Origin of the sequence: Pseudomonas sp. UMAB-40 (assembly GCF_900095275.1) — a bacterium.
Lineage (GTDB): Bacteria > Pseudomonadota > Gammaproteobacteria > Pseudomonadales > Pseudomonadaceae > Aquipseudomonas > Aquipseudomonas mandelii_B.
Map to the genome: position 1 here is coordinate 175,115 of NZ_LT607557.1, position 17,875 is coordinate 192,989.

At 59.1% G+C, this 17,875-nt stretch carries 19 protein-coding genes; 8 read left to right on the top strand and 11 right to left on the bottom strand.

Annotated features, from left to right (window positions below; genetic code table 11):
- Positions 1-11: 11 nt before the first annotated feature.
- Positions 12-890 (bottom strand): 4-hydroxy-tetrahydrodipicolinate synthase, encoded by an 879-nt coding sequence (gene dapA / locus K0F88_RS12055; protein ID WP_010462253.1) that lies wholly within the window; start codon positions 888-890, stop codon positions 12-14.
- Between the two features lie 328 nt (positions 891-1,218).
- Between dapA and K0F88_RS12060 the strand changes: the two genes are divergently transcribed.
- Complete coding sequence (locus K0F88_RS12060; RefSeq protein ID WP_109628402.1) at positions 1,219-1,779, top strand: glycine cleavage system protein R; 561 nt, start codon at positions 1,219-1,221, stop codon at positions 1,777-1,779.
- A 10-nt stretch (positions 1,780-1,789) separates the two neighbouring features.
- Positions 1,790-2,263 (top strand): peroxiredoxin, encoded by a 474-nt coding sequence (locus K0F88_RS12065; RefSeq protein WP_010462257.1) that lies wholly within the window; start codon positions 1,790-1,792, stop codon positions 2,261-2,263.
- A 126-nt stretch (positions 2,264-2,389) separates the two neighbouring features.
- On the opposite strand, the gene K0F88_RS12070 is transcribed toward K0F88_RS12065, so the two are convergent.
- Positions 2,390-3,460, bottom strand: a complete 1,071-nt coding sequence (locus K0F88_RS12070) for an AI-2E family transporter (protein WP_010462259.1) — start codon at positions 3,458-3,460, stop codon at positions 2,390-2,392.
- A 31-nt stretch (positions 3,461-3,491) separates the two neighbouring features.
- A complete protein-coding gene (locus K0F88_RS12075) occupies positions 3,492-3,731 on the bottom strand; it encodes a sulfurtransferase TusA family protein (RefSeq protein WP_020300476.1) in 240 nt (79 codons plus the stop codon).
- Positions 3,732-3,829: 98 nt separating this feature from the next.
- On the opposite strand from K0F88_RS12075, the gene K0F88_RS12080 reads away from it, so the two are divergent.
- Positions 3,830-5,263, top strand: a complete 1,434-nt coding sequence (locus K0F88_RS12080; protein ID WP_219095202.1) for a M48 family metalloprotease — start codon at positions 3,830-3,832, stop codon at positions 5,261-5,263.
- 75 nt (positions 5,264-5,338) lie between these two features.
- Here K0F88_RS12080 and K0F88_RS12085 read toward each other — a convergent pair whose 3' ends face one another.
- The 4 genes from K0F88_RS12085 to rpoE all read right to left on the bottom strand — a co-directional run bounded on the left by K0F88_RS12085 (position 5,339) and on the right by rpoE (position 9,110).
- Positions 5,339-6,763: a DegQ family serine endoprotease gene (locus tag K0F88_RS12085; RefSeq protein WP_219095203.1), complete on the bottom strand. Its 1,425-nt coding sequence runs from the start codon at positions 6,761-6,763 to the stop codon at positions 5,339-5,341.
- 182 nt (positions 6,764-6,945) lie between these two features.
- Complete coding sequence (locus K0F88_RS12090) at positions 6,946-7,902, bottom strand: MucB/RseB C-terminal domain-containing protein (protein ID WP_094468671.1); 957 nt, start codon at positions 7,900-7,902, stop codon at positions 6,946-6,948.
- An 8-nt stretch (positions 7,903-7,910) separates the two neighbouring features.
- Positions 7,911-8,498 carry a sigma-E factor negative regulatory protein gene (locus K0F88_RS12095; RefSeq protein ID WP_077749615.1) on the bottom strand — a complete coding sequence of 196 codons (588 nt, stop codon included), beginning with the start codon at positions 8,496-8,498 and terminating at the stop codon, positions 7,911-7,913.
- Between the two features lie 30 nt (positions 8,499-8,528).
- Positions 8,529-9,110: an RNA polymerase sigma factor RpoE gene (rpoE, locus tag K0F88_RS12100; RefSeq protein ID WP_007944079.1), complete on the bottom strand. Its 582-nt coding sequence runs from the start codon at positions 9,108-9,110 to the stop codon at positions 8,529-8,531.
- Between the two features lie 557 nt (positions 9,111-9,667).
- On the opposite strand from rpoE, the gene nadB reads away from it, so the two are divergent.
- Positions 9,668-11,284 (top strand): L-aspartate oxidase, encoded by a 1,617-nt coding sequence (gene nadB / locus K0F88_RS12105; protein WP_219095204.1) that lies wholly within the window; start codon positions 9,668-9,670, stop codon positions 11,282-11,284.
- On the opposite strand, the gene K0F88_RS12110 is transcribed toward nadB, so the two are convergent.
- Positions 11,253-11,705, bottom strand: a complete 453-nt coding sequence (locus K0F88_RS12110) for a protein YgfX (protein WP_219095205.1) — start codon at positions 11,703-11,705, stop codon at positions 11,253-11,255. The two genes, nadB and K0F88_RS12110, sit on opposite strands and share 32 nt — an antisense overlap.
- Positions 11,689-11,943, bottom strand: a complete 255-nt coding sequence (locus tag K0F88_RS12115; protein ID WP_007944081.1) for a succinate dehydrogenase assembly factor 2 — start codon at positions 11,941-11,943, stop codon at positions 11,689-11,691. The genes K0F88_RS12110 and K0F88_RS12115 overlap by 17 nt, the downstream gene beginning before the upstream one ends.
- A 149-nt stretch (positions 11,944-12,092) precedes the next feature.
- Here K0F88_RS12115 and K0F88_RS12120 point away from each other — a divergent pair, with 149 nt between their 5' ends.
- Both K0F88_RS12120 and K0F88_RS12125 read left to right on the top strand, forming a co-directional pair.
- Positions 12,093-13,034 carry a folate-binding protein YgfZ gene (locus K0F88_RS12120; protein WP_219095206.1) on the top strand — a complete coding sequence of 314 codons (942 nt, stop codon included), beginning with the start codon at positions 12,093-12,095 and terminating at the stop codon, positions 13,032-13,034.
- Between the two features lie 35 nt (positions 13,035-13,069).
- A complete protein-coding gene (locus tag K0F88_RS12125; RefSeq protein WP_219095207.1) occupies positions 13,070-13,891 on the top strand; it encodes an HDOD domain-containing protein in 822 nt (273 codons plus the stop codon).
- Positions 13,892-13,936: 45 nt separating this feature from the next.
- On the opposite strand, the gene K0F88_RS12130 is transcribed toward K0F88_RS12125, so the two are convergent.
- Positions 13,937-15,325, bottom strand: a complete 1,389-nt coding sequence (locus K0F88_RS12130) for a sensor histidine kinase (RefSeq protein WP_219095208.1) — start codon at positions 15,323-15,325, stop codon at positions 13,937-13,939.
- Positions 15,318-15,989 (bottom strand): response regulator, encoded by a 672-nt coding sequence (locus K0F88_RS12135; protein ID WP_007941432.1) that lies wholly within the window; start codon positions 15,987-15,989, stop codon positions 15,318-15,320. The genes K0F88_RS12130 and K0F88_RS12135 overlap by 8 nt, the downstream gene beginning before the upstream one ends.
- Positions 15,990-16,380: 391 nt before the next feature.
- Here K0F88_RS12135 and K0F88_RS12140 point away from each other — a divergent pair, with 391 nt between their 5' ends.
- Positions 16,381-17,358: a tripartite tricarboxylate transporter substrate binding protein gene (locus tag K0F88_RS12140; protein WP_219095209.1), complete on the top strand. Its 978-nt coding sequence runs from the start codon at positions 16,381-16,383 to the stop codon at positions 17,356-17,358.
- Positions 17,359-17,416: 58 nt separating this feature from the next.
- Complete coding sequence (locus K0F88_RS12145; protein WP_219095210.1) at positions 17,417-17,875, top strand: tripartite tricarboxylate transporter TctB family protein; 459 nt, start codon at positions 17,417-17,419, stop codon at positions 17,873-17,875.

A 17,875-nucleotide genomic window follows, 5' to 3' on the forward strand; every position in this document is an offset into this window, starting at 1 on the left:
TGCTTCCTCAATTAAACCAGTACGCCGGACTGGCGCATGGCCTGCCGCAGCGGTTCGTGACAGGCAGCGCTGAGCCAGGTGAGCGGCAGACGGATACCGTCCGGCATCAAGCCCATTTCATGCAGCGCCCATTTCACGGGGATAGGGTTGGATTCGATAAACAGGGTTTTATTGAGCGGCATCAGCTTTTCGTGAATCGCGCGGGCCGTGACGGCGTCGCCTTTCAGGGCAGCGTTGCACAGGTCGCTCATGTCGCGCGGGGCGACGTTGGCGGTGACCGAGATGTTGCCTTTGCCGCCGAGCAGGATCAGCTCGACTGCGGTGGCGTCGTCACCGGACAGCACCAGGAAGTCTTTGCTGACGCCGTCGATGATGGCTTTGGCGCGGGCCAGGTCGCCGGTGGCTTCCTTGATGCCGATGATGTTTTTCACCGTCGACAGGCGGATCACGGTTTCGGTCAGCATGTCGCAGGCGGTACGGCCCGGCACGTTGTACAGGATCTGCGGAATGTCGACGGCTTCGGCGATGGCCTTGAAGTGCTGGTACAAGCCTTCCTGGGTCGGCTTGTTGTAGTACGGCGTCACCAGCAGGCAAGCATCGGCGCCGGCGGTCTTCGCATTGGTGGTCAGCTCGATCGCTTCGCGCGTCGAGTTGGCGCCGGTACCGGCGATCACCGGAATGCGCCCTGCCACCTGCTTCACCACGTAACGAATCACTTCGATGTGCTCGTTCACGTCAAGGGTGGCCGATTCACCTGTAGTGCCGACGGCCACGATCGCGTGGGTGCCGTTCTGCAGGTGAAAGTCCACCAGTTTGCTCAGGCTGTCCCAGTCGAGACGACCTTGTGCATCCATGGGTGTGACCAGTGCCACCATACTGCCCGCAATCATGCAACCGCTCCTGCCGGAAAAAGAGAGCGGTAATGGTACTGGCGCCAAGATGCTTGTACAAGCAAAGTACTGCGCTGCTGCCATTCCCCTTGGCGCTGCTTTTCGCTACCCTTCAGACTTTGATCGGTACTGATAAGCTCGCACCTCGGGTTTCAGCCTCCATTTTCGGCATCACAAGCCCCGAACCAGCGTTGCCACCCCTCGCTCCTGCCTTGATGGAGCACGTTGCAACCTTCGGCCCGGGTTTTCTGAATTCGCATCCGCAGGCTCGCCCCCGGTAGTAAAAGCCCGTAAAAGTATCGACCGCTCATCGCTTTAGGAATGCTGCATGTCCACCCCCACAGTTCGCGAACAATTCCTTGTCATCAGTGCCCTCGGCGCCAACCCCATGGAGCTGACTAACGTCCTGTGCCGCGCCAGCCATGAAAACCGCTGCGCCGTGGTCACTTCTCGCCTGACCCGTCATGGCGAGTGCAGCGCGTTGATCCTCGAGATCTCCGGCAGTTGGGACGCCCTGGCCCGCCTGGAAGGCAGCCTGTCGGGCCTCGCCAAGAAGCACGCATTCACCGTTAACGTGGTGCGCAGCGCGGCGCTGGAGAATCGTCCTCAGGCTTTGCCTTACGTCGCTTATGTCAGCTCGGCCTATCGCTCGGACATCATCAACGAGCTGTGCCAGTTTTTCATGGACCACAACGTCGAGCTGGAAAACCTGACCTGCGACACGTATCAGGCGCCGCAAACCGGCGGCACCATGCTCAACGCCACGTTTACCGTCACCTTGCCGGCCGGCGTGCAGATCAGCTGGTTGCGTGATCAGTTCCTGGATTTCGCCGACGCGCTGAATCTGGATGCACTGATCGAACCGTGGCGCCCACAAAACCCAATGTAAGGAAGCTTTCATGGCCGTTGCCATCGACCAACCGGTTGCCGACTTCGAAGCACCCGCCACCAATGGACAGACCGTCAGCCTCGCGGGCCTTAAAGGCAAGCAAGTGGTGATCTACTTCTATCCGAAGGACAGCACGCCGGGCTGCACCACTCAGGGCCAGGGCTTTCGCGATCAGCTTGATGCCTTTAAGGCAGCTAACACTGAAGTGTTTGGCGTTTCACGCGACAGCCTGAAATCCCACGAGAACTTCAAGGCCAAGCAAGCGTTCACCTTCGAGCTGATCAGCGACAAGGAAGAAGCGCTGTGCCAGTTGTTCGATGTGATCAAGCTTAAGAAGCTGTATGGCAAGGAATACATGGGCGTTGATCGCAGCACGTTCCTGATTGATAAGGACGGAGTGCTGCGTCAGGAATGGCGCGGTGTGAAGGTGCCGGGGCATGTGGATGCGGTGTTGGCGGCTGCACAGGCGTTGAACAAGGCCTGATAGTGTTGGCGTCAGTACTGACGCCATCGCGGGCAAGCCTGCTCCCACAGGATTGATGCAGTCCCTGTGGGAGCGGGCTTGCCCGCGATGAAGCCCTTAGCTTCACTGAAAAATCAGGGTTATCCGTTAAAGCAGCGGCGCCACCACCGGCTCCTTCCGCGGCCAGGCATCCAGCACAGCCTTGAACAGCGTCGCCAGCGGAATCGCAAAGAACACCCCCCAGAATCCCCACAACCCGCCAAACAACAACACCGCGCAGATAATCGCTACCGGATGCAAATTCACCGCCTCCGAAAACAGCAGCGGCACCAGCACATTCCCGTCCAGCGTCTGGATAATCCCGTAGACCGCCATCAGGTAAATGAACTGATCGCTCCAGCCCCATTGGAACAGCGCAATCAGCATGACCGGCACCGTCACCACCACTGCGCCGACGTAAGGCACCACCACCGACACCCCCACCAGCAATGCCAGCAGCGCTGCGTAGTTGAGCCCCAGCACGACGAAACCGATGTAGGTCACACCGCCGCAAATGAAAATCTCAATGACCTTGCCGCGAATGTAGTTGGCAATCTGCCGGTTCATTTCATGGGCTACACGCGTGATCAATGCCCGTTCACGCGGCAGGTAGCCGCGTACCCACTGGCCGATCATTTCCCGGTCCTTGAGAAAGAAGAACACCAGGATCGGTACCAGTACGAGGTAGATCATGATGTTCACCAGCAACGGCAGGCTCGACAGCGAGAACGTCAACGCCCACTGACCGAACTTGCCGATCTCGCCCCGCGCCACTTCGATGGCCTGCAGCACCTGCTCGTCCGATACCAGATGCGGATAGCGTTCGGGCAGCAACAACAGCAGCGATTGCCACTTGGCGAGCATGCCGGGTAGCTCATTGAACAGCGTGATCAGCTGATGCCAGAGCAACGGCACCACGACAATAATGAACACCAGCAAAACGCCCATGAACAAGGCGAAAACCAGCCCCACCGCCACCCCGCCGGGCATGCGCAGGCGTTCGAGGGTAACGACCAGGCCTTGCATCAGATACGCCAGCACCATCCCGGCCAGTACTGGCGCGAGCATGCCGCCCAACGTGAGCACGGCGGTAAAGGCCAGAAACAGCAGCACGGCCAGCACCACGGCTTCTTCATCGGAAAAGTAGCGCTGAATCCAGTCGCGTAACACCTTGAACATCAAAAATCCTTAGAAATGAACGCAGCAGGTTTCAGGCTTTTTTCAACCAGTAGCGGTAAACACCCGCCTCATCTTCTTCGCGAAGCAGCGTATGACCGGCCAATCGGGCAAAGGTGCGGAAGTCGCGCTGGGAACCCGCATCGGTGGCGATGACCTTGAGCACCGCGCCACTGGCCAGTCGATTCAGCTCCAGCTTGGCCTTGAGCAACGGCAAGGGGCAATTCAGGCCACTGGCGTCCAGTTCGGCGTCATGGGCTACAGCGTCGGTCATTACATCGCTCCGGGTCAGGTGGTGGAGTTGCCTAGAATATCTGGTCCCAAGCCAAGTGTCCGGCTACAGTAAGGTCTTTGTCGACTAAGGCTTTGTGCATGACTTTTTTGCGCCCTACCCTGCTGACGCTCGCTTGCCTGCTCGCCTCACCGGGCTTCGCCGACGACCTGCCGTCACTCGGCGACGCCAGTTCTGCCATTGTCTCGCCGCAACAGGAATACCAACTGGGCCGTGCGTGGCTGGCGCTGTTGCGCAGCCAGGTCTCACAGCTCAACGATCCGCAGCTCAAGGATTACGTCGAATCCAGCGTTTACCGCCTGGTGGAAACCAGCCAGGTCAATGACCGGCGCCTGGAGTTCATCCTGATCAACAGCCCGCAACTCAACGCCTTTGCAGCGCCGGGTGGGATTGTCGGGGTCAACGGCGGTCTGTTCCTCAATGCGCAGACTGAGGGCGAATACGCGTCAGTACTGGCACACGAACTGGCTCACTTGTCGCAACGCCACTTTGCCCGAGGCGTGGAAGCCCAACAGCGCATGCAAGTGCCGATGATGGCGGCTCTGCTGGCCGGTATCGTCATTGCGGCTGCCGGTGCCGGTGACGCCGGGATCGCGGCGATTGCGGGTACTCAGGCGGCGGCGATTCAGGAGCAACGACGCTTCTCGCGCCAGAACGAACAGGAAGCCGACCGCATCGGCATCCTCAACCTGGAAAAGGCCGGATATGACCCGCGGTCAATGCCGACCATGTTCGAGCGGTTGATGCGTCAATACCGCTTTGACGCCAAGCCGCCAGAATTCCTGCTGACTCACCCGGTGACCGAATCGCGGATCGCCGACACCCGCAACCGCGCCGAACAGGCCAAAGCGGGTGGTATCGAAGACACCATGCGTTATCAGCTGATTCGTGCGCGCGTTCAGCTGGTTTACGAAGAAACCCCAGGCCTGGGCGCCAAGCGCTTCCGCGCGCAGCTCGACGAGAACCCGAAAAATGACGTCGCCCGTTATGGCCTGGCAATCGCCCAGATCAAGGGTGGCCAATTGAATGAAGCTCGCGAGAACCTCAAGCTGCTGCTGGCCAATTCACCGAACGAGATCATCTACAACCTGGCGCAGGTCGATCTGGACATCACCAACAATCGTCTGCCCGATGCTCAAACACGGGTTGACCGGATGCTCACTCAGTACCCTGGCAACTATCCGTTGAATCAGGTGCGTGTCGATCTGTTGCTGAAACAAAACCGCGCCGCCGATGCTGAAAAGGCGCTTGAAGGGTTGCTCAAGTCGCGCCCGGACGATCCGGACGTGTGGTATCAGGTGGCCGAGACTCGCGGCCTGTCAGGCAACATCATCGGTCTGCATCAGGCTCGCGCAGAGTACTTCGCCCTGGTGGGCGACTATCGCCAGGCCATTCAGCAACTGGACTTCGCCAAGCGCAAGGCCGGCACCAACTTCCCGTTGTCGTCGCGTATCGACGCCCGGCAACGTGAGTTGATGGAGCAGGAACGTATGGTCAAGGACATGATGGGCTGACCTGCAGGAACATAAAACGCAGACACAAAAAAACCGCCTCTTTCGAGGCGGTTTTTCATTCAGCCGACAACCGGTTTATTCAGCCAGTTTGAAGGTGATGAAGCTGGCACGACCTTGACGCAGAACCCGCATGGACACCGAACGATTCTTCGGCAGTGCCTTGGCGATTTCAGCGAACTCCTTGCTATCGTTGATCGCTTGGTTGTTCAGGTGAGTGATCACATCATTTGGCTGCAAGCCGATGAGCGATGCAGGACCGTCCTGAACTTCCTTGATCACCACACCACCTTTGAGGTCGTAGGTTTTCTTCTGCTCAGCGGTCAGGTCAGCGACGGCAACACCCAGACGATTGCTATTGGTTTCAACGCCAGACTTGAGTTTCGAGCCCAGCTCTTTACCTTCGTCAGGGATCGCACCAACCGTCAGCTCGACATTCTTGCGCTTGCCGTCGCGAATCACTTCAAGATTGGCCTTCGCGCCTTCTTTCAGCGCACCCACCAGGTGCGGCAGATCGGCAGACATGACGATCGGTTGACCATTCATGCTCAGGATCACGTCGCCGACTTGCAGATCACCCTTGGCAGCCGGGCCATCTTCCTGGATCTGGGCTACCAGCGCACCGGCCGGCTTCTCAAGACCGAACGACTCGGCCAGATCCTTGTTCACCTCCTGGATCACGACACCCAACCAGCCACGGCTGACTTTGCCGCCACTTTTCAGCTGATTGGAAACGTCCATTGCCACATCAATAGGGATCGCGAACGACACGCCCATGAAGCCGCCGGAACGGGTGTAGATCTGTGAGTTGATCCCAACCACTTCACCGGCCAGGTTGAACAGCGGACCACCTGAGTTACCCGGGTTGATGGGCACGTCGGTCTGGATGAACGGCACATAGTTTTCGTTTGGCAGGCTACGACCGACAGCGCTGACGATGCCCTGGGTCACGGTGTGGTCGAAGCCGAACGGCGAGCCGATCGCTACGACCCATTGGCCAGCCTTCAGGTCCTGGGATTTACCCAGTTTCAGGACTGGCAGATCCTTGCCTTCGATTTTCAGCAGCGCCACGTCGGAACGTGGGTCGGTGCCTACCAGCTTGGCTTTCAACTCACTGCGGTCGGAGAGACGAACGAGAATTTCGTCGGCATCGGCGATCACGTGGTTGTTGGTCAGGATGTAGCCGTCGGGCGAGATGATAAAGCCCGAGCCCAGGGACTGCGCTTCACGCTGGCGATCACCGCGAGGCGAGCGTGGCTGTGGCATGCCGCGCTCGAAGAATTCGCGCAGCGCTGGCGGCAAGCCTTCAAGGTCGGGCATCTGGTCGGACACCCTGCGGTCCGGCAGCTTTTGCGTGGTACTGATGTTCACCACCGCGGGCGAGGCCTGCTCGACCAGCTGGGTGAAATCAGGCAGTTCGACTGCTTGAGCAGCGACCGCCTGACCGAGTACCAGCACGGTGGCAACAATGGAAAGATAAGACTTCAAACGTGGTATCGACATACGGCTCCCGTTACGACGAGCATGGTTAAGCGATATGGAGCAAGGAACACCGGGAAAGATACGCCGGTATTTTTGTTCCGGGAACAACAAAACAAGGCCAGAGCCGTGAGGCTCTGACCTATAGAAAAATTCAGGTTTGTTTGCAAATTGAAATGCTCACCAAACATTTCTATATCAGCTCACTACTTGGTTGCAGTGGCATCGGAGCGCATGGACAGCGCAATCCGTTCAGCAGTACCTATCGGAATCTCACCGACCACGGTCACCATCATCTCGCCTTGAGGGGTCGTCAAGCGTCGAGAAACAGCAACGGTTGGGCCTAACTGGGTGCGGGTGTCGGTAACGGTGGCACCGTTCAACGGTTCAAGGAATACCGAAAACCGCGCCAGACCATCGTCGTACATCAGACTGTTGACCTGGGTTTTGGTCTCTGGATCTTTGCGGGCGCTGCTGCTGGTCAACTCGAAACCGGGCGGGAGCCAGTCCGAATGCCAGACCTGGGTGGCCTTGACGGCGGAGGCCTTGTCACTGTCGAGGTTGACTGCCTTGCAATCCTCGCCTGCCTGCAAGTCGCGGTCAGACGGCACGTTGTCGGTATCCAGTTGGGTGAACTGGAAACGTTCCAGCAACTGCCCTTTGTCATTCAGTAGCAATGACTTCAACGGCAAGCCGGTTTCCTTATCAAGGTGAAGCTCAAAACCGTAGCGATGCTGATCACGTGGCTTCAATGAAACAATCACTGCCGCACGCCCAGCCACACGCGACTTGCCAATGACGGCAAGCTCATACCAATTCTTCAACTTTTGTGGATCGAGTGCACGAGCAGCGGAGCTGGGAGAGTCCCCAAGCCCTGCTATCAGGATGCCGCTGACGCATTGAGTATGCCCATCAATGCGCACGACTTCCTGTGCTGAGCCGTCGAGCTGGAGTAAACGCTCACGGACCTTGCCATCCTGGACACGGTGCCAGATGTTATGGGTAGAAAAACTACCGTTACGCTCGTAAACGAATGTGCCGTTAAAGCTTTGCTGTTGCTCGGCCTGACCAAGACGGGTCAACCAGTCCTGGGCTTCATCGGCATGGGCTGGAACAATGAACCAGCCACTGAGCAGAAGCGAAAGTAGAGGTATGGCGCGCATGATCCTCCTTAACGGTTTTCCAGGCTTGCTGCACGAGCGTAAGGCAGAGCGCTCTCAGTACCTTTCAGTGCAGCCTGTTGAGCATGTTGGCGCAAGTAGCCTGGCAGACGCTGATCGTGCCAGCCTGGTTGACCTTGCAATACGCCGTTGGCCATAGGGCCAGTGGCTTCCGAACTCTCATTGTAGCCTGCCAATACAGCTGGACCCTTGACCTGAGGAACGGCAAGACCCGGTTGACTGGATTGCTGAGCAAGTTCGACACCCGCGATCTCGTCCTGGTTGTACAAACGCACACCTGCCAGTACGGCAACGGTCACCGAAGCAGCGACAGCCAGTCGACCCAGGCTGCGCCATGGACCACGGGAGGCTTTTGCCGGTACGGCTTCGTCGGCCAAAGCAGCAGACACTGCCGCGGCGATGTCCAGACGTGGAAGCAGCAGATCCTTGTGCATAACTGCCCGAGCGATTTGATAACGAGCCCAGGTTTCACGGGTTTCAACATCGTCAAAGGCATTTAATACCCGACGCAATTCCAGTTCGTCCGCTTCGTTATCCATCACTGCGGACAGCGATTCCTGCAGGGCTTCACGACTCATGGCGTTCCTCTCTTGGCTATCGCCGCTGTCTCAGTTTTCCTGCAACAACGGCTGCAGGGCTTTATCGATGGCCTCCCGAGCGCGGAAAATCCGAGATCGCACGGTACCCACCGGACATTGCATGACCGCCGCAATGTCCTCGTAACTCAGACCATCGAATTCACGTAAAGTTAAAGCTGTACGCAAATCTTCTGGCAGTTGCTGAATGGTTCGATGGACGGTGCCTTCGATCTCATCCCGCAGCAATGCACGCTCTGGCGACTCGAGATCCTTGAGGCCATGATCGCCATCGTAGAACTCTGCATCTTCGGAACTGACATCGCTATCCGGCGGCCGACGGCCGCGTGAAACCAGATAATTCTTCGCCGTGTTGATGGCGATGCGGTAAAGCCACGTATAAAACGCGCTATCTCCGCGAAAGTTTCCAAGTGCGCGGTAGGCCTTGATAAAGGCTTCCTGTGCCACATCCTGGGCTTCATGGGTGTCGTGCACGAAACGCACGATCAACCCGAGAATTTTGTGCTGGTATTTCAGCACTAGCAGATCGAAAGCTCGCTTGTCGCCGCGTTGAACGCGCTCGACGAGCTGCTGATCCTCTTCCTGGGTTAGCATGAACACTCCTCGATAAGCTCGGAGGAAGCTTGCATAACTAAACGACCAGACTTGCAAACATAGACTCGGGCTTTTCGCAAAAGTTCTCCCCCTCCAAGCAAGTTTCCTGCGGGCTCTGATTTGGCACGCACGAAAAGCGCAGCTCGGCATGACCCGGCTGCGCGAATAATCTTGTCATCGGAATCACTGGCCAGGACCAAACCACAAGTCCCACCCTGAAACCGACACGTCCTTCTTTTCAGGCACCGTCTATTGATCTTGAGCCTTTGGCAAAAGTTCCAAATATTTATAGACGGGCGAAAGCGACATAGTGCAACCCTGAACAGAAAAAGACTGTTAAATCGTTGATACAGTCCCCTTGTCGCCGAACCGGCCGAAAAACCATCCGACGAAGCGTCAGGTATTTTCCGTCACAGTAGTTTCACAATGCCATATGCGCTCGGGTATTGTGCCGCTCCCCCCCTCTATATACTAGTGGGCTGTGTGGCTGCCTTGACTCGCCGTTCCAGGAGTCTTGCGCCAACCCCAACCCGGGTCGCTTTGAGCGGAATCCTGAAATGAGCCAACAGTTTCAACACGATGTTCTGGTCATTGGCAGCGGCGCTGCCGGTTTGAGCCTTGCGCTGACCTTGCCCGATCATTTGCGCATCGCCGTACTGAGCAAAGGCGACCTCGCCAACGGCTCGACTTTCTGGGCCCAGGGCGGCGTCGCAGCCGTTCTGGATGACACCGATACTGTCGAATCCCACGTCGATGACACCCTCAATGCCGGCGGTGGCCTCTGCCACGAAGACGCCGTGCGCTTTACCGTCGAGCACAGTAAAGAAGCCATCCAATGGCTGATCGACCAAGGCGTGCCGTTTACCCGCGATGAACAATCCGGCACTGAAGACGGTGGATTTGAGTTTCACCTCACCCGCGAAGGCGGTCACAGTCATCGGCGCATCATTCATGCGGCCGATGCCACAGGCGCGGCGATTTTCAGAACCCTGCTCGCCCAGGCCAGACTGAGACCCAATATCGAATTGCTGGAGCAGCGGGTCGCGATCGACCTGATCACCGAAAAGCGCCTCGGTCTCGAAGGCGATCGCTGCCTGGGCGCTTACGTGCTGAATCGCGGCACCGGCGAAGTCGACACCTACGGCGCACGATTCGTGATCCTGGCATCCGGCGGCGCAGCCAAGGTCTACCTCTATACCAGCAACCCCGACGGCGCCTGCGGTGATGGTATCGCCATGGCGTGGCGTTCCGGCTGCCGGGTGGCCAACCTGGAGTTCAACCAGTTCCACCCGACCTGCCTTTATCACCCGCAAGCCAAGAGTTTCCTGATCACTGAAGCCCTGCGCGGCGAAGGGGCGCACCTGAAGCTGCCCAACGGCGAACGTTTCATGCAGCGTTTCGACCCGCGTGCCGAACTCGCGCCCCGGGACATCGTCGCCCGCGCTATCGACCATGAGATGAAGCGCCTGGGTGTCGACTGCGTCTATCTGGACATCAGCCACAAGCCCGAAGCGTTCATCAAGACCCACTTCCCGACGGTGTATGAACGCTGCCTTGAGTTCTCCATCGACATCACCAAGCAACCGATTCCCGTGGTTCCGGCGGCGCACTATACCTGCGGCGGCGTGATGGTCGATCAGAATGGTCGCACCGACGTGCCGGGGTTGTATGCGATTGGCGAAACCAGTTTCACTGGCCTGCACGGCGCCAACCGCATGGCCAGCAACTCGCTGCTGGAGTGTTTCGTCTACGCCCGTTCGGCAGCGGCGGACATTCTGGAACAGTTGCCGCAGGTTTCGATTCCGATCGCCCTGCCCGTCTGGGATGCCAGTCAGGTCACCGATTCCGACGAAGACGTGATCATTGCGCACAACTGGGATGAACTGCGGCGATTCATGTGGGACTACGTGGGCATCGTGCGCACCAACAAGCGCTTGCAACGCGCGCAGCATCGCGTGCGGTTGTTGCTGGACGAGATCGACGAGTTCTACAGCAACTATAAGGTCAGTCGGGACTTGATCGAGTTGCGCAACCTGGCCCAGGTGGCGGAGCTGATGATCCGGTCAGCCATGGAGCGCAAGGAAAGTCGTGGCCTGCATTACACCCTCGACTACCCGAACATGCTGCCCGTCGCACTGGACACTATTCTGGTGCCGCCCACCTACGTCGACTGAATGTGAGCCGAACCCGCAGGCGTCGGTGCACATCCGCCGCCTGCGAATCGCGGGGAACGCAGATCGATCTAACCCGTCGTTCGTCTCGCAGTCGAAAACGCAGGACCACCATCATTGGCAACGCCAGGCTGTCCGGTCGCAGTTGCACGGGCTGCCAACCTGAAGCCTGATTCCACAACTGCCAGCCATCGGCATCGCGACGCAAGCCGCGAAATGCCTGTGTATGTGTCAGCAAAATCTGGCGCGGCAGCAGCCAGACGCCATGAACCACACACAGCGTTATACCGAGCAGACTGGCCCAGAGCGGTATGGAAAGAACAAACAAAGAGCCCAGCGCGAACAGCTGGGCCACAAGATACGCCGCCAGCAACTGCCGCGAGGCATGCCAGCGGCATTCGAACGCGTTACTTGGGCTGGACACGATCCAGGATCATGCGGACCATGCGCTGAAGCTCCGGATCTTCCGATTCGGCGCGTTCCATGAACCAGCCGAACATGTCCTGATCTTCGCATTCTAGCAGCTTGCGGTAGCAATCGCGGTCGACGTCGTTGAGGTGCGGGTAGACTTCCTTCACGAACGGCACCAGCAATACGTCAAGCTCGAGCATGCCGCGGCGGCTGTGCCAATAGAGGCGATTCAGTTCAACATCTTCGACCATGGAGCGCTCCTCAAATAGGCGGCAAGTATACAGGCCCAGGCCCGGTCGAACACTCGGCTTTGGTCGGGCGCCATCGATCCTTTGTGAACTACCCATTTCGAGAGCGCCCCCTTATGATGTCCCCCAGACTCTTTACCCTGCGATGACCCATGGCCGATTCTGCTTTTTTCTGCACCCTGTCCCATGAAGGCGTTCTTGCAGTCCGCGGCGCGGACGCCAGCAAATTCCTGCAAGGCCAATTGACCTGCAACCTCAATTATCTGAGCGATACCCAGGCCAGTCTTGGCGCCCGCTGCACGCAGAAAGGCCGGATGCAATCGAGTTTCCGCATCGTGCTGGAAGGTGACGGCGTGCTGATGGCGATGGCCACCGAACTGCTCGAGCCACAGTTGGCGGACCTGAAAAAGTACGCTGTGTTCTCCAAATCCAAACTGACCGATGAAAGCGCCGCTTGGGTCCGCTTCGGCCTCGATCATGGCGATGCCGCACTGAGCAGCCTGGGTCTTGAGCTGCCGGCAGACACCGACAGCGTCGTGCGTCATGAAGGTCTGATCGCCATTCGTGTCTCGCCGGGCCGCGCTGAACTGTGGGTCGCTGCCGATCAGGCCGACGTCACCAAAGGCAAGCTGTCCGCCCTGTTGACCGAAGGCTCTCTGAATCAATGGCTGCTGGGCCAGATCCGCGCAGGGATCGGCCAGGTCATGCCGAGCACCCGCGAGCTGTTCATCCCGCAGATGCTCAACCTGCAAGCCGTCGGTGGCGTGAGCTTCAAAAAGGGTTGCTACACCGGCCAGGAAATCGTCGCGCGCATGCAGTACCTGGGCAAACTCAAGCGTCGCTTGTATCGCCTGACACTGGATGCCAGCGAATTGCCCGAGCCCGGCACACAACTGTTTTCCCCGTCCCATGGCAGTTCTATCGGCGAAGTGGTGCTGGCCGCCAACGCCGGGCAAAACATTGAACTCCTGGCCGTGCTCCAAGCCGAAGCAGCAGAAGGTGGCGACATTCATTTGGGCACCCTCGAAGGGCCAGCCCTGCACCTGCTCGACCTGCCTTATCAACTGGATCGCGATCGCGAAATCCAGCGTTAACCGCAGCATTTGTTGTAACACCCTAGAGAAAAGAAATGAGCGAGCTGGCGGATAAGGTCCAACAGGATTTGGTTGAGGCCATCGATAACGATGACCTGGTTCTGCCAACGTTACCGGAAGTGGCCCTGCAGATTCGCAAGGCCGCTGAAGACCCGGAAGTCAGTGTCAGCGCCCTGAGTAAAGTGATCGGCCGTGATACGGCGTTGTCGGCGCGCCTGATCAAAGTGGTCAATAGCCCGCTGCTGCGCGCGACTCAGGAAGTGACTGACCTGCACACGGCGATCACACGGTTGGGCGTCAACTACAGCAGTAATCTGGCGATCGGCCTGGTGATGGAACAGATTTTCCACGCCCGCTCTGAGGTGGTGGCTCAAAAAATGCGCGATGTCTGGCGTAAAAGCCTGGAAATCGCTGGCGTCAGCTATGCGCTGTGCCGCAGTTACACGCAACTCAAACCAGATCAGGCAGCCCTTGGCGGGCTGGTGCATCAGATTGGCGTGCTGCCGATCCTGACCTACGCCGAAGACCATTACGAATTGCTGTCTGACCCGGTCAGCCTCAACCATGTCATCGATCGCATTCATCCCTTGATCGGCGACAAACTGCTCCGGGTCTGGGAGTTTCCGGAAATGCTGGTGCAGTTGCCGGGGTTGTACCTGGATTTCAAGCGCCAGTCCGAGCGAGTCGATTATGTCGACCTGGTTCAGGTGGCCAGCCTGTATTGCCACAAGGACACCGACCACCCGCTGGCCCGTATCGATGCGTTCAGCGTGCCGGCGTTCAAGAAACTGGGGATCGACCCGGAGAATGAAGCGATGTGCCGGGAACTGGAAGAATCGCGGTCGATGTTTTATTGATCATTGTGGCGAGGGGGCTTGTCGGATCGCCACAGGTAAGGTGTTTCACTCCCCCGCGATAAAACTCACCCGCACCTTCAACCCCGCCGACTCACCATCGTGCAGGCTGATCTGCGCCAGGTGCGCGCGACAAATCTCACCGACAATCGCCAACCCCAGCCCGGACCCGGCCACTTGCTGGTTGCGCCGATAAAAGCGCTCGAACACCCGATCGCGCTCATCAACGGGAATCCCCGGCCCGTCGTCCTCGACCTCCAGCACCGCCGGCGCCGTAACCCGAAGAATCACATTGCCCCCCGGCGGCGTGTGAGCAAGGGCGTTGTCCACCAGATTACTCAGCAGTTCGTTCAACAGCGTCGGTTCGCCGCGCAGCCACACCGGCTCGTCCGCCTCCAGCGCCAGAGCGACGCCGCGGGCATGGGCCAACGGCGCCATGGCCATGCCCAGCTCGCGCGCCAACTGACTCAGGTCCAACAACTGCGCGCCGCCCTCGGCAATCGCCCGGGCCCCGTTCTCGACCCGCGCCAGTGAAAGCAATTGATTGGCCAGGTGCGTCAGGCGATCCGTGCCTTGGGCAGCGGTTTCCAGGGTGCTGCGCCAGGTTTGCGGTTCGTTTGAACGCAGGCCCAGTTCGAGTCGCGCCTTGAGCGCCGCCAACGGCGTGCGCAGTTCATGGGCGGCATCGGCAATAAACTGCGCCTGCCGCTCGAACTGCCCGCGCAGTCGCTCGGTAAAGTGATTGAGCGCGCGCACCAGCGGCCACAATTCATGCTGCACTTCCACCAGTGGCAACGGCCGCAAATCATCCGATTGACGCTCTTCCACCGCCGTGCGCAAGCGCTCCAGCGGACGCAACGCCGCGCTGACCGCAAACCACACCATCAGCAACGCGCCGATGGCCAACATGCCCAAACGCAGCAACGTGTCCGCCGCCAGACTGCGAGCCATCGCGACCCGAGCCTCGTCGGTTTCTGCAACACGGATTTCCGCCATGCCGTTCATGTTCGGCTCGCTCACCGGCTTGAGCAGGCTCACCACGCGTACGTTCTGCCCACGGTATTGGGCGTTATAGAAGCGTGCCAGGGCCGGATAGTCATCGGTACGCGGCGTCCCTGGGGGCGGCGGCGGGAGGTTTTCGTAACCGGAAATCAGCTTCTGATTGATGTCGTTGACCAGGTAGAAAATCCGCCCGGCGCTGTCGTAGGCGAAGGTATCGAGGGCCACGTAAGGCACGTCGGCGCTGAGGCTGCCATCGCGCTGGGACACGCCGGCGGCGATGGTCCGCGCCGACGCCAGCAGGGTCCGGTCATAAGCCGTGTCGGCGGCTTCGCGACCATTCCAGTACGCGCTCAAACCACTGGCCAGCATTAACACCACCAACAACAGCGCGAGGTTCCATAACAACCGCCAGCGCAGGCTGCTGGGCTTATGCATCGCGGCTTTCCAGCAAATAGCCGAGGCCGCGGAAGGTCACGATGGCGACCGGTTGGCCGTCGAGCTTCTTGCGCAAACGGTGGACGTAGATTTCGATCGCATCCGGACTGGCTTCTTCATCGAGGCCAAATACCTGAGCGGCCAGTTGTTCCTTGCTCATCACCCGACCTGGCCGGGCGATCAATGCTTCAAGGACCGCCTGCTCGCGCGAGGTCAGGGTCAGTAATTCTTCACCGAGGGTGAAGCGCCGAGTGTCCAGGTCATAGGCCAGCACGCCGCAGCGCTGCTGACGCTCACCGCCCAGCACACTGCGCCGCAACAGGGCTTTGACCCGGGCTTCGAGCTCGGTCAGTTCGAAAGGTTTGGCCAGGTAATCGTCGGCGCCAAGGTTGAGCCCGTGCACCCGGTCCTTGACGTCGCTGCGTGCGGTCAGCATCAGCACCGGCAGGTTTTTGCCCCGGGCCCGCAGGCGCGCCAGCACTTCGAAACCATCCATGCGCGGCAGGCCGACATCGAGGATCGCCATCGCGTACTCCTCGCTGCTCAAGGCCAGGTCGGCCGCCACACCGTCGTGCAGCACATCCACGGTCAGCCCGGTGCTCTTGAGCGCCTGGGCGACACTTTCGGCGAGCTGCAGATGGTCTTCGACGAGCAGGACACGCATGGATCTTTACCTCATTCAGGGATGGTCGACGCCATTCTTTGGCGCGGAGTTTACAGCCGCATCCGCCGCTGTGAAGCCTGAAAACTGTGAAAGCCAACTGAAAGGTTAGTGAAAGGTTGGCCCGTTAGAGTCGCCCCACGGATGGTTTCGACTGCGGACCACCCAATCGTGCTTTGAAATGTAGCTCCCGAAAAATGCCTTGATGCATTTTCGCCAATAAGAACAATAACGAGGTACTGCACCATGCTGGCCAGACAGCTTCAGGTTTGCCCGTCCCACCCGTTTTTTCAATCCCCCTCGTTCACGCTTGTCAGCGCCCCTACCGGCTGCACGGCGCGAAACCGCCGCACCTGAAACATCCCCAAAAACAAAAACTCCCGTGGAGACAATAATGAATCGATCACTGCGCCGTTTCGCCCTCGCTGCCAGCTGCATGCTGTTCGCCGGCCAACTGATGGCCGAGCCAAAACGCCCGGAATGCATTGCCCCGGCCTCGCCCGGCGGCGGTTTCGACCTGACCTGCAAACTGGCGCAAAGCGCGCTGGTGAACGAAAAGCTGCTGAGCAAACCGATGCGCGTGACCTACATGCCCGGCGGTGTCGGCGCGGTGGCGTACAACGCAGTGGTTGCTCAACGTCCGGCCGATGCCGGCACATTGGTGGCGTGGTCCAGCGGTTCGCTGCTGAACCTGGCCCAGGGCAAGTTCGGTCGTTTCGATGAAACCAACGTTCGCTGGCTGGCCGCCGTCGGCACCAGCTATGGCGCCATCGCTGTGAAAAGCGATTCGCCCTACAAGTCCCTCGACGATCTCGTGCAAGCACTGAAGAAAGATCCAAGCAAAGTGGTGATCGGCTCCGGCGGCACCGTCGGCAGCCAGGACTGGATGCAGACCGCGCTGATCGCCAAGGCCGCCGGTATCAACCCGCGCGACCTGCGTTACGTCGCCCTTGAAGGTGGTGGTGAAATCGCCACCGCCCTGCTCGGCGGCCACATCCAGGTCGGCAGCACCGACATCTCCGACTCCATGCCGCACATCCAGAGCGGTGATATGCGCTTGCTCGCCGTGTTCTCCGAGAAGCGTCTGGACGAGCCGGAAATGAAAGACATCCCGACCGCCAAAGAGCAAGGCTACGACATCGTCTGGCCAGTGGTTCGCGGTTTCTACCTCGGGCCAAAGGTCAGCGACGAAGACTACGCCTGGTGGAAAGAGGCCTTCGACAAACTGCTGGCGTCCGAAGACTTCGCCAAGCTGCGCGATCAGCGTGAGCTCTTCCCGTTCGCCATGACCGGCCCGGAGCTGGACACCTACGTGAAGAAGCAGGTTGCGGACTACAAAGTGCTGGCCAAAGAGTTCGGCCTGATCCAGTGATCGCCTCTGTCTAGCGGCTGCGGTCCCGTTTTGCGGGGCCGTGGCACAGGAGTTTCCCATGCTCTTACAACGCATTTTTGCTTCGGTGCTGTTGCTGGCCTGTCTCAGCCTGGTGCTGATGGCCTGGCCCTACCAGGCGCCTTTTTCCTACGAACCAATCGGACCACGCGCCTTCCCCCTGCTGATGCTGGGGCTGATGGGCCTGGGTCTGGTTTACATGGTGTATCGCCCCTCGCCGATCAAACACACCGATGAAGATCCGCCGATGGATCGCGAAACCCTGACCAAGATCGGTGTTTGCGTGGTGTTGCTCCTGATCTTCGCCGGGCTGTTCGAACCCTTGGGCTTCATCCTCAGCAGCATGCTGATTGGTATTCCGATGGCCCGCCTGTACGGCGGACGCTGGTTGCCGAGCGCGGTGATTATCAGCCTGATGAGTATCGGGCTGTACCTGCTGTTCGACAAAGTCATGGACGTGCCACTGCCCCTGGGCCTGCTCGACGTTCTGGAGAACTGA